Raw genomic sequence first — 12,340 nt, 5'->3', positions numbered from 1 at the left:
GTAAATCAACAAATCACAAAGAGTTTTGATACGGCAGAATGTTCGAACGTAGCATCTCTTGCGTACCCAGACCGTAGTTGGAACTCAGGCCGCGCAGTTCGATGTTAAAGCCGATTGCGTTGTCATATACCGCATGTTGTTTATCGTTATCCCAACCGTTCAGCTTCCGCTCGTAACCGACGCGAATCGCATAGCAGCAGGAGCTGTATTGCACACCTAACATTGAGTCGGCCTGCTTGTTCGCATTGGTATCGTAGTAGTAGGCTCCAACGATTGACCAACGATCGGCAATCGGCCAACTGGCGACGGCACCTACCTGCGAAATACCGTTCTTATACTGTTCGGCAGTGGAATAGTATTTAGGCAATGTAGCCTGAATATATTCCGGGCTGGCGTAACGGTAGTTGAACTGCACCAGACGGTCTTCATCCCGACGGTATTCAATGCTGGAGCTACTGGTTGCTACGTTATCCAGACGAGTATCGTACTGAATCCCGCCACGCAGCCCCCAACGCTCGGAGATGCGCCAGTAAGTATCGCCTGCCCATACCAGTGAGCCAGTTTTGTCGTCATTCTCCCATTTTATGTTGTCATCGCCGGTGCGAGACTCCGTGAAATAGTAGATTTGACCAACGGAAATATTAAAACGTTCAACGGCTGCGTCATCATATACGCGAGTTGTGACACCGGTCGTTACCTGGTTAGCAGAAGCAATACGGTCAAGACCACCGTAAGTCCGATCCCGGAACAGGCCCGAGTAGTCGGATTGCAACAAAGCAGAATCGTAGTTGTAGATATCGCTCTGATCGCGATACGGCACGTACAGGTATTGCGCACGCGGTTCCAGCGTTTGGGTGTAACCCGGTGCCAGCATTTCCATATCGCGCTCAAAGACCATTTTTCCGTCAACTTTAAATTGCGGCATTACACGGTTAACAGAGTCTGCCAACTTATTATTTTGTGGATTGCTGTTATACCAGTCGAGATTGGTCTGCTGATAATGCGTCGCCATCAGTTTGACTTCGGTATTCAGGCTTCCCCAGTTATTCGACAACGGGAGATTGATAGTCGGTTCCAGGTGCAGACGCGTAGCTTCTGGCATATTGCTATTGGTATTCACAAAATGCACTGCCTGGCCATAGATGCGGGTATCAAACGGACCGAGATCGTTATGGTAGTAGTTGACGTCTAACTGCGGTTCAGCGGCGTAGCTGTTACCACTGTTATTGTCAAAGACCTGGAACTGTTTGGTCGAAAGAGTGGCGTCAAAATTCTGCACTGCATAGCCAACGCTGAATTTTTGCGTTGCGTAACCATCAGTACTGGAACCGTACTTGTTATCGAAGTCATTGAAATAGGTAGGGTCGCTAACTTTGGTGTAGTCGATGTTAAAGCGCCACACCTGATCCATGACCCCGGAGTGTTGCCAGTAGAACAACCAACGACGTGAATTGCTATCTTCTGGATGTTCATCTTCATAGACTTTATCCGAAGGTAGATAGTCCAGCTCCATCAAGCCAGCACCCGCCTGGGTGAGATAACGGAATTCGTTTTCCCACATAATGTTGCCACGACGATGCATATAATGCGGCGTGATGGTGGCATCCATATTTGGCGCGATGTTCCAGTAATATGGCAGGTAGAACTCAAAGTAGTTGGTAGATGTGTACTTGGCGTTCGGGATCAAGAAACCTGAACGGCGTTTGTCACCCACCGGTAACTGCAGATACGGGCTATAAAAGATCGGAACCGGACCCACTTTAAAGCGGGCGTTCCAGATCTCTGCGACTTGTTCTTCGCGGTCATGAATAATTTCGCTACCTACCACGCTCCATGTATCAGAACCAGGCAGACAGGAGGTAAAGCTACCGTTATCCAGAATGGTGTAGCGGTTTTCGCCACGCTGTTTCATCAGGTCCGCTTTACCGCGCCCCTGGCGACCCACCATCTGGTAATCACCTTCCCAGACGTTGGTATCTTTGGTGTTCAGATTCGTCCAACCTTTCGGCCCCTTGAGGATCACCTGGTTATCGTCGTAATGGACGTTACTGAGCGCATCAACGGTACGTACAGGTTCCGGTTGTCCTGGTGCCTCTTTTTGATGGAGCTGCACTTCGTCGGCCTGCAGACGGCTGTTACCCTGCATGATATCCACGCTGCCAGTAAACACAGCGTCATCGGGGTAATTCCCCTTTGCATGGTCAGCATTAATCGTCACGGGTAAGTCGTTAGTATCGCCCTGTACCAGAGGACGGTCATAGCTTGGCACGCCCAACATACACTGTGAGGCGAGGTCGGCTGCCAGTCCCTGTTGACTATAAAGGGCGGTGGCAATCATGGTGGCCAGGAGAGTGGGGATACGTTTTTTCATACGTTGATTTTATTGTTCCATCATCGGTAACGTTGCGCGTGACAAACGGTCAGAGACTAACGTACTCGTCATCTCTACGCTAGTGTTAATCCTGTCCGAATAGCGTCAGTGGTGTTAGGCACGGCATTGAATGACAGGTATGATAATGCAAATTATAGGCGATGTCCCACAATTGACCGCAGCCGGAAAACGGTAAAAGCACCTTTATATTGTGGGAGATAGCCCTGATATCCGTCTGTCGATTTGGGGAATATATGCAGTATTGGGGAAAAATCATTGGCGTGGCCGTGGCCTTACTGATGGGCGGCGGCTTTTGGGGCGTTATATTAGGTCTGTTAATCGGCCATATGTTTGATAAAGCCCGTGGCCGCAAAATGGCGTGGTTCGCCAACCAGCGTGAGCGTCAGGCGCTGTTTTTTGCCACCACGTTTGAAGTGATGGGGCATTTAACCAAATCCAAAGGACGTGTTACTGAGGCTGATATTCATGTCGCCACATTGCTCATGGATCGGATGAATTTACACGGCGCTTCCCGTACAGCGGCGCAAAATGCGTTCCGGGTCGGAAAATCAGACAATTACCCACTGCGCGAAAAGATGCGACAGTTTCGCAGTGTCTGCTTTGGTCGTTTTGACTTAATTCGTATGTTTCTGGAGATCCAGATTCAGGCGGCGTTTGCCGATGGTTCGCTGCATCCAAATGAACGCGCAGTGCTGTATGTGATTGCCGAAGAGTTAGGGATCTCCCGCGCCCAGTTTGACCAGTTCTTGCGTATGATGCAGGGCGGTGCGCAGTTTGGTGGCGGTTATCAGCAACAGTCTGGCGGTGGCAACTGGCAGCAGGCGCAACGAGGCCCGACGCTGGAAGATGCCTGTAATGTGCTGGGTGTGAAGCCGACGGATGAGGCGACCACCATTAAACGTGCCTACCGTAAGCTAATGAGCGAACATCATCCGGATAAGCTGGTGGCGAAAGGTCTACCGCCGGAGATGATGGAGATGGCGAAACAGAAAGCACAGGAAATTCAGCAAGCGTATGAGCTGATTAAGCAGCAGAAAGGATTTAAATAAGTTTCAAATTGTAGGCCTGATAAGACGCGGCCCGCGTCGCATCAGGCAATCGGCGCAAAATTGCCGGATGCGGCGTGAACGCCTTCTCCGGCCTACCGAACTTCGCCAGCGTGACGATTAAAAATCCGCTGGCGCTTTAAACGTCATACTATTGCCATATGCCGGATGGGTAATCGTCAACATCTCTGCATGTAACAATAACCGCGGTGCCATCGCTCTCGCTTCTGGTGAAGCATAAAAACGATCGCCAAGAATCGGATGACCCAGCGCCAGCATATGCACACGTAGCTGATGAGAACGTCCGGTAATCGGCTTTAACACCACTCTTGCGGTGTTATCCGCCGCATACTCCACCACTTCATATTCCGTCTGCGCAGGCTTACCCGTTTCGTAACAGACTTTCTGTTTCGGGCGGTTTGGCCAGTCGCAAATCAGTGGCAGATCGACCAGACCTTCGGCGGGGGATGGATGCCCCCAGACGCGAGCCACATACTGCTTTTTCGGCTCGCGCTCGCGGAACTGACGTTTTAATTCTCGCTCCGCGGCTTTAGTCAGCGCCACTACAATCACGCCGCTGGTGGCCATATCCAGGCGATGTACCGATTCCGCCTGCGGATAATCACGCTGAATGCGCGTCATCACGCTGTCTTTGTGCTCCTCCAGACGCCCCGGCACAGACAACAACCCACTCGGCTTGTTGACCACCATAATGTGAGTATCCTGATACAGGACAACCAGCCAGGGTTCCTGCGGCGGATTGTAGTTTTCCATCCCCATCTTCGGCTCCGTTACTGATGCGTTACAACGATCAAACGCAGGGCATCCAGACGCCAGCCTGCCTGATCCAGACTTTCCATAACCTGCTGACGGTTGCTCTCAATGGCAGCCAGTTCGTCGTCACGAATGTTCGGGTTAACCGCGCGCAGTGCTTCCAGACGCGACAGTTCCGCAGACAGTTTTTCGTCGGCTTCGTTACGTGCCGCATCAATCAATGCACGGGCAGACTTCTCAATCTGCGCTTCGCCCAGTTGCAGAATGGCGTGAACCTCTTGCTGCACAGCGTTAACCAGCTTGCTACCGGTGTGGCGATTCACTGCGTTAAGCTGACGGTTGAAGGTTTCAAACTCTACCTGCGCCGCCAGGTTGTTGCCGTTTTTATCCAGCAGCATACGCACTGGTGTCGGCGGCAGGAAGCGGTTGAGTTGCAACTGCTTCGGTGCCTGTGCTTCAACCACGTAAATCAGCTCCAGCAACAGCGTGCCTACAGGCAGCGCTTTGTTTTTTAGCAGCGAAATCGTGCTACTGCCGGTATCGCCAGAAAGGATCAGATCCAGACCGTTGCGGATCAGCGGATGCTCCCAGGTAATAAACTGTGCATCTTCACGCGCCAGCGCTACTTCACGGTCGAAGGTGATGGTAATACCGTCTTCCGACAAACCCGGGAAGTCCGGCACCAGCATATGATCGGAAGGCGTCAGTACGATCAGGTTGTCGCCACGATCGTCCTGGTTGATACCAATAATATCGAACAGGTTCATGGCGAAGGCGATCAGGTTGGTATCGTCATCCTGTTCTTCAATGCTTTCAGCCAGCGCCTGGGCTTTTTCGCCGCCGTTGGAATGGATCTCCAGCAGACGGTCACGGCCCTGCTCCAGTTGCGCTTTCAGGGCTTCATGTTGCTCGCGGCAATTTTTGATCAACTCATCAAAGCCTTCGGTTTGATCCGGTGAAGCCAGGTAGTTAATCAGATCGTTGTACACACTATCGTAGATAGCGCGTCCGGTCGGGCAGGTGTGCTCGAATGCATCCAGACCTTCGTGATACCAGCGCACCAGTACCGACTGGGCTGTTTTCTCCAGATAAGGTACGTGGATCTGAATATCGTGCGCCTGACCGATACGATCCAGACGACCAATACGCTGTTCCAGCAGATCCGGGTTGAACGGCAGATCGAACATCACCATGTGGCTGGCGAACTGGAAGTTACGCCCTTCAGAACCGATTTCTGAGCACAGCAGTACCTGCGCGCCGGTGTCTTCTTCTGCAAACCAGGCGGCAGCGCGGTCACGTTCGATAATCGACATGCCTTCGTGGAACACGGCTGCGCGGATACCTTCACGCTCGCGCAGTACCTGCTCCAGTTGCAGCGCGGTGGCAGCTTTGGCGCAGATCACCAGCACTTTCTGCGAGCGGTGGCTGGTCAGGTAGCCCATCAACCACTCAACGCGCGGATCGAAGTTCCACCAGGTGGCGTTATCGCCTTCAAATTCCTGATAAATACGTTCCGGGTAGAGCATATCGCGAGCGCGATCTTCCGCACTCTTACGTGCGCCCATAATGCCGGACACTTTAATTGCCGTCTGATACTGCGTCGGCAGCGGCAGCTTAATGGTGTGCAGTTCGCGTTTCGGGAAGCCTTTTACGCCATTACGCGTGTTACGGAACAGCACGCGGCTGGTGCCGTGGCGATCCATCAGCATGGAAACCAGCTCCTGACGGGCGCTCTGGGCATCTTCACTATCGCTGTTTGCAGCCTGCAATAGCGGTTCGATGTCCTGCTCGCCAATCATTTCACCTAACATGTTCAGCTCGTCGTTGCTCAGTTTGTTACCAGCCAGCAGCATGGCAACGGCATCGGCCACCGGACGATAATTTTTTTGCTCTTCAACGAATTGCGCGAAATCGTGGAAACGGTTCGGGTCCAGCAGACGCAGGCGGGCAAAGTGGCTTTCCATCCCCAGTTGTTCCGGGGTTGCGGTCAGCAGCAGAACGCCAGGCACATGCTCTGCCAGTTGTTCAATGGCCTGATATTCACGGCTCGGCGCATCTTCGCTCCACACCAGGTGGTGCGCTTCATCGACAACCAGAAGATCCCATTCGGCTTCGCACAGATGTTCCAGACGCTGTTTGCTGCGGCGGGCAAAATCTAGCGAGCAAATCACCAGTTGTTCGGTATCGAACGGGTTGTAGGCGTCGTGCTGGGCTTCGGCGTAACGCTCGTCATCAAACAGCGCAAAACGCAGGTTGAAGCGGCGCAGCATTTCTACCAGCCACTGATGTTGCAAGGTTTTCGGCACGATAATCAGCACACGCTCGGCAGCGCCAGACAGTAGTTGCTGATGCAGGATCATCCCAGCTTCAATGGTTTTCCCTAAACCGACTTCGTCAGCCAGCAGGACACGCGGCGCATGGCGGCGGCCGACATCATGCGCGATGTTGAGCTGATGCGGGATCAGGCTGGTACGCTGACCGCGCAGGCCACTGTACGGCATACGGAACTGTTCGCTGGAATACTTACGCGCGCGATAACGCAACGCAAAGCGGTCCATACGGTCAATCTGCCCGGCAAACAGACGATCCTGCGGTTTGCTGAACACCAGCTTGCTATCAAGGAAAACTTCACGCAGAGCCACGCCGGACTCTTCGGTATCCAGGCGAGTACCGATATAGGTCAGCAAGCCATTTTCTTCTTTTACTTCTTCGACTTGCATCTGCCAGCCGTCATGGCTGGTAATGGTATCACCAGGGTTGAACATCACGCGGGTCACGGGAGAATCACTGCGTGCATACAGACGGTTTTCACCAGTAGATGGGAAAAGTAAAGTGACAGTTCGCGCATCCACCGCGACAACGGTTCCAAGTCCTAATTCGCTTTCTGTATCGCTGATCCAGCGTTGACCAAGTGTAAAAGGCATATGTGTTTGGCTCTATATCTTTAATTGCAGGCAATAACTACCCGCTACCAGGCTAATGCGGTAGTGGTGTTATTCAGGTCCAGGAATGGAAAGGGCGCTATGGTACTGGATGGCGGCGCTTTCGTCACGCATCAAAATGGCATCTGACGAACTCTTTTTTTGCTCAAAATAGCCCAAGTTGCCCAGTCATAAGTGTAGCAAAATTATCCTCAATAAAGGGGAGTATTCCTTCCGCCACAGGTTGAAGCTGGCGGGTCAGATAGTGTTCGTAATCCAGCGGCGAACGTTGATAGTCCAGCGGCTCCGGGCCGTTGGTGGTCCATACGTACTTAATGGTGCCGCGGTTCTGGTATTGCAAGGGGCGGCCGCGCTTTTGGTTTTCTTCATCGGCAAGGCGAGCAGCGCGTACGTGAGGCGGCACATTTCGTTGATATTCGCTTAGCGGGCGGCGGAGCCGTTTACGGTAAACCAGTCGGGCATCCAGTTCGCCCGCCATCAGTTTGTCGATAGTTTCGCGCACGTATTCCTGATACGGTTCATTGCGAAAGACACGCAAATACAGCTCCTGCTGAAACTGCTGAGCCAGCGGTGTCCAGTCGGTACGCACGGTTTCCAGTCCTTTAAACACCATCCGTTGCTTGTCGCCTTCCTGAATCAGCCCGGCATAACGCTTTTTACTGCCGGTATCAGCTCCGCGAATGGTAGGCATCAGAAAACGGCAGAAATGAGTTTCATACTCCAGTTCCAGTGCGCTGGTCAGCCGTTGTTTTTGCAGCGTTTCCGCCCACCAGGCGTTAACGTGCTGTACCAGTGCGCGACCGATTTTCGCCGCCTCTTCTTCGCAATGTGCGCCTTTCAGCCAGACAAATGTTGAGTCGGTGTCACCGTAGATCACGTCATAACCCTGTGCTTCAATTAACGCTTTGGTTTGTCGCATGATCTGATGGCCGCGCATGGTGATCGACGACGCCAGGCGCGGATCGAAGAATCGACAGGCGGTGGTGCCGAGCACGCCATAAAAGGCATTCATAATGATCTTCAGCGCCTGCGACAGCGGCTTATTGCCCTGGCGTTTGGCTTCATCACGCCCGTGCCAGATGTTAGTCACAATCTCCGGCAGGCAATGTTTCTCCCGCGAAAACCACGCATCGAGAAAACCTTCTGTGCTGTGCTCTGGATCAGGCTGCGCCATGCCTTCCACCAACCCGACGGGATCAATCAGAAAGGTGCGGATGATCGACGGGTACAGGCTTTTGTAGTCCAGCACCAACACCGAATCATAAAGTCCGGGTCGTGAATCCATCACATAGCCGCCAGGGCTGGCGTGAGGCGGCACTTCACCGAGATTGGGGGCGACATATCCGGCGCGATGCATACGCGGAAAATAGAGATGACCAAACGCAGCCACCGAACCGCCGTGCCTGTCAACCGGCAGGCCGTTCACCGTCGCTCGTTCGAGTAAAAATGGCATGATCTCGGTTTTATGGAAGATCTGTGTGACCAGTTCGCAATCTTTCAGGTTATAAGTCGCCAGTGCAGGCTTATCTTCGGTGAAACGGCGGTCAATTTCGTCCATGCGATCCCACGGGTTATCGATAGATTTGCCTTCGCCTAACAATTCCTGGGCAACGGTTTCCAGCGAAAACGAAGAGAAATTCCAGAACGCAGATTTCAGCGCTTCAATACCATCGATAATCAGCCGACCTTTGGCCTGGGCGAAAAAGACACCGTTTTTAAAGCCGTGCTCGCGCCACTCCAGCTCACTGTTATCGCGCCCCAGAGGCAGGGGAATGCGATAACGCTCGGCATGTTTTTGCAGCATCCGTAGATCGAACTGCACTACGTTCCAGCCGATGATCACATCCGGATCGTGAGTTGCAAACCAGGCGTTGAGTTTTTCCAGTAGTTGCGGACGGCTGGCAACATACTCCAGATCGAAATTGAGCGCGGAGGCGTCGCCATTCTCTGGCCCCAGCATATAAACGATGCGCTGCCCGCAACCTTCCAGGCCGATACAGTACAGCTCACCGTGGCGGGTGGTTTCAATATCAATAGAAACCCACTTGAGCGGCGGACGATAGTCGGGATTAGGTTTCAGACGGGCGTTGACGATAGCGCCATCACGGAAATCACCGTCGACCCACACCGGAGCGGTGATAAAACGCTCCATCAGATAACGTTCTGGCGGACGCACATCGGCCTCGTAAACGGTGACGCCAGCTTCACGCAGGCGCTTTTCGTAATTCATCAACTGGCGATGGGCGCGACAGTAAAGGCCATGCACTGGCTGGCGGTGAAAATCCTTTAACGCCAGCGGCGTCAGACGAAATCCTTGCTCACTTTGCAAAATGAGCTGGGCGCGGGGAACCTGATCGGTGGGAATAAACGCCACGGATTCTTGCGGCGCAAGCGTAACGTGCAACGGCCCGTTGTCCGTCGCTAACCAAAAGGAAACTTCGGTTCCTTGCGGGGTATCCCGCCAGTGTCGGGTTAAGATAAAACCTGCCTGCGCCACGCTGAAAATCCATCAAAAAACCAGGCTTGAGTATAGCCTGGTTTCGGTCGATTGGCTGTGGTTTTATACAGTCATCACTGCCCGTAATACGCCTTCGCACCATGTTTACGCAGGTAGTGCTTGTCCAGCAGCGTTTGCTGCATATCCGGTAACCGTGGCGCTAACTGGCGGCAGAAAATCCCCATATAAGCGACTTCTTCCAGCACGATGGCGTTGTGTACCGCATCTTCGGCGTTTTTACCCCACGCAAACGGGCCGTGAGAATGCACCAGCACGCCAGGCATTTGCGCCGCATCGATACCCTGTTTTTCGAAGGTTTCGACGATGACATTACCGGTTTCCCACTCATATTCGCCGTTGATTTCCGCATCGGTCATTTTGCGGGTGCAGGGAATGGTGCCGTAGAAATAGTCGGCGTGGGTAGTGCCAGTTGCCGGGATTGACTGGCCTGCCTGTGCCCAGATCGTGGCATGGCGGGAGTGGGTGTGCACAATGCCGCCGATGGACGGGAATGCCTGATAGAGCAGCCGGTGAGTTGGCGTGTCGGAGGAGGGCTTTTTCGTTCCTTCAACCACTTCACCGGTTTCGATGCTGACCACGACCATATCGTCGGCGGTCATGATGCTGTAATCGACGCCGGAAGGTTTGATCACAAAGACGCCGCGCTCGCGATCAACGGCGCTGACGTTGCCCCAGGTCAGTGTGACCAGGTTGTGTTTTGGGAGCGCCAGGTTGGCTTCTAATACCTGACGTTTGAGATCTTCTAACATGTTGACTCCTTCGTGCCGGATGCGCTTTGCTTATCCGGCCTACAAAATCAGCCTTCGGCTCGCAATCGCAGGCCTGATAAGACGCGCCAGCGTTGCATCAGGTGCTGAATGCCGGATGCGCTTTGCTTATCCGGCCTACAAAATCAGCCTTCGGCTCGCAATCGCAGGCCTGATAAGACGCGCCAGCGTTGCATCAGGTGCTGAATGCCGGATGCGCTTTGCTTATCCGGCCTACAAAATCAGCCTTCGGCTCGCAATCGCAGGCCTGATAAGACGCGCCAGCGTTGCATCAGGTGCTGAATGCCGGATGTGCTTTGCTTATCCGGGCCTACAAAATCAGCCTTCGGCTCGTAATTGTAGGCCTGATAAGACGCGCCAGCGTTGCATCAGGCGTTGCTTACCTGATGTCGCTAATTAGCGACGAAATCCGTAATACACTTCGTTCCAGCGCAGCGCGTCTTTAAACGCAGGCAGGCGGGTGTCGTTATCAATCACCGTGATTTCAATGTCGTGCATCTCGGCAAACTGGCGCATATCGTTCAGGTTCAGCGCATGACTGAAGACGGTATGGTGTGCGCCACCAGCGAGGATCCACGCTTCGGAAGCGGTTGGCAGATCCGGTTGCGCTTTCCACAGTGCATTCGCCACCGGCAGTTTCGGCAGGGAGTGCGGCGTTTTCACCGTATCGATGCAATTAACCAGCAGACGATAACGATCACCGAGATCAATCAGGCTGGCGACGATGGCCGGGCCAGTTTGAGTGTTGAAGATCAGGCGGGCAGGATCATCTTTACCGCCAATACCAAGGTGCTGAACGTCGAGGATCGGTTTCTCTTCCGCCGCGATCGACGGACAGACTTCCAGCATGTGGGAGCCGAGCACCAGGTCATTACCTTTCTCGAAATGATAGGTATAGTCCTCCATAAAGGAGGTGCCGCCCTGCAGACCGGTTGACATCACCTTCATGATGCGAAGCAGGGCGGCAGTTTTCCAGTCGCCTTCGCCCGCAAAGCCATAGCCCTGTTGCATCAGACGTTGTACGGCGAGACCAGGGAGTTGTTTCAGACCGTGCAGATCTTCAAAGGTGGTAGTGAACGCGTGGAAGCCACCTTGTTCCAGGAAACGCTTCATTCCCAGCTCAATCCGTGCCGCTTCCAGCACGTTCTGCCGTTTTTCACCGTGGATCTGTGTGGCAGGCGTCATGGTGTAGCTGCTTTCGTACTCATCAACCAGCGCGTTGACATCGCCATCGCTGATCGAGTTAACCACCTGCACCTGGTCGCCAACCGCCCAGGTATTAACGGAGAAACCGAACTTGATCTGCGCGGCAACTTTATCGCCGTCAGTGACCGCCACTTCACGCATATTGTCGCCAAAGCGGCAGACTTTCAGATGACGGGTATCCTGTTTAGACACTGCCTGGCGCATCCAGGAGCCGATACGTTCATGAGCTTGTTTATCCTGCCAGTGACCGGTGACCACGGCATGTTGCTGGCGCATACGAGCGCCGATGAAGCCGAACTCGCGGCCGCCGTGTGCGGTCTGGTTCAGGTTCATAAAGTCCATATCGATGCTGTCCCACGGTAATGCAGCGTTAAACTGGGTGTGGAATTGCAGCAGTGGTTTGTTGAGGATGGTCAATCCGTTGATCCACATTTTGGCCGGGGAGAAAGTGTGCAGCCACACCACCAGACCCGCGCAACGCTCGTCATAATTGGCGTCACGGCAAATCGCGGTGATTTCATCCGGCGTGGTGCCCAGTGGTTTCAGCACCAGTTTACAGGGCAGTTTCGCTTCCGTATTCAGCGCCTTAACGACGTGCTCGGCATGTTGGGTGACTTGACGCAGGGTTTCCGGGCCATACAGATGCTGGCTGCCAATGACAAACCACACTTCATAATTATCAAAAATCGTCATTA

7 protein-coding genes are annotated in these 12,340 nt (G+C 53.5%); 1 reads left to right on the top strand and 6 read right to left on the bottom strand.

Features of this window, described 5'->3' with window-relative positions:
- Window positions 1–13: 13 nt before the first annotated feature.
- Complete coding sequence (gene lptD, locus C1192_RS12700) at window positions 14–2,371, bottom strand: LPS assembly protein LptD (RefSeq protein ID WP_038354942.1); 2,358 nt, start codon at window positions 2,369–2,371, stop codon at window positions 14–16.
- Window positions 2,372–2,625: 254 nt separating this feature from the next.
- On the opposite strand from lptD, the gene djlA reads away from it, so the two are divergent.
- Window positions 2,626–3,441, top strand: a complete 816-nt coding sequence (gene djlA / locus C1192_RS12695) for a co-chaperone DjlA (RefSeq protein ID WP_001200563.1) — start codon at window positions 2,626–2,628, stop codon at window positions 3,439–3,441.
- Between the two features lie 117 nt (window positions 3,442–3,558).
- Here the strand turns inward: djlA and rluA are convergent, their stop codons facing one another.
- From rluA to araA, 5 genes are all read right to left on the bottom strand, one after another.
- Complete coding sequence (rluA, locus tag C1192_RS12690) at window positions 3,559–4,218, bottom strand: bifunctional tRNA pseudouridine(32) synthase/23S rRNA pseudouridine(746) synthase RluA (protein ID WP_103194803.1); 660 nt, start codon at window positions 4,216–4,218, stop codon at window positions 3,559–3,561.
- Between the two features lie 11 nt (window positions 4,219–4,229).
- A complete protein-coding gene (rapA, locus tag C1192_RS12685) occupies window positions 4,230–7,136 on the bottom strand; it encodes an RNA polymerase-associated protein RapA (protein WP_038354943.1) in 2,907 nt (968 codons plus the stop codon).
- A gap of 163 nt (window positions 7,137–7,299) precedes the next feature.
- Window positions 7,300–9,651 (bottom strand): DNA polymerase II, encoded by a 2,352-nt coding sequence (gene polB / locus C1192_RS12680; RefSeq protein ID WP_038354944.1) that lies wholly within the window; start codon window positions 9,649–9,651, stop codon window positions 7,300–7,302.
- A 74-nt stretch (window positions 9,652–9,725) separates the two neighbouring features.
- Complete coding sequence (gene araD, locus C1192_RS12675; RefSeq protein WP_000888659.1) at window positions 9,726–10,421, bottom strand: L-ribulose-5-phosphate 4-epimerase; 696 nt, start codon at window positions 10,419–10,421, stop codon at window positions 9,726–9,728.
- A 414-nt stretch (window positions 10,422–10,835) separates the two neighbouring features.
- Window positions 10,836–12,338 (bottom strand): L-arabinose isomerase, encoded by a 1,503-nt coding sequence (gene araA, locus C1192_RS12665; protein ID WP_038354945.1) that lies wholly within the window; start codon window positions 12,336–12,338, stop codon window positions 10,836–10,838.
- Window positions 12,339–12,340 lie beyond the last annotated feature (2 nt).

Source organism: Escherichia marmotae (genome assembly GCF_002900365.1).
GTDB classification, from domain to species: Bacteria; Pseudomonadota; Gammaproteobacteria; order Enterobacterales; family Enterobacteriaceae; genus Escherichia; species Escherichia marmotae.
The sequence above is the reverse complement of the archived record's forward strand: the minus strand, read 5'-3'. Positions and strand labels throughout refer to the sequence as shown.

Excerpts from the sequence above, each read along its gene's own strand:
- araA (WP_038354945.1), bottom strand. The coding sequence starts at position 12,338 with ATGACGATTTTTGATAATTATGAAGTGTGGTTTGTCATTGGCAGCCAG.
- rapA (WP_038354943.1), bottom strand. The coding sequence starts at position 7,136 with ATGCCTTTTACACTTGGTCAACGCTGGATCAGCGATACAGAAAGCGAA.
- djlA (WP_001200563.1), top strand. The coding sequence starts at position 2,626 with ATGCAGTATTGGGGAAAAATCATTGGCGTGGCCGTGGCCTTACTGATG.
- lptD (WP_038354942.1), bottom strand. The coding sequence starts at position 2,371 with ATGAAAAAACGTATCCCCACTCTCCTGGCCACCATGATTGCCACCGCC.
- rluA (WP_103194803.1), bottom strand. The coding sequence starts at position 4,218 with ATGGGGATGGAAAACTACAATCCGCCGCAGGAACCCTGGCTGGTTGTC.
- araD (WP_000888659.1), bottom strand. The coding sequence starts at position 10,421 with ATGTTAGAAGATCTCAAACGTCAGGTATTAGAAGCCAACCTGGCGCTC.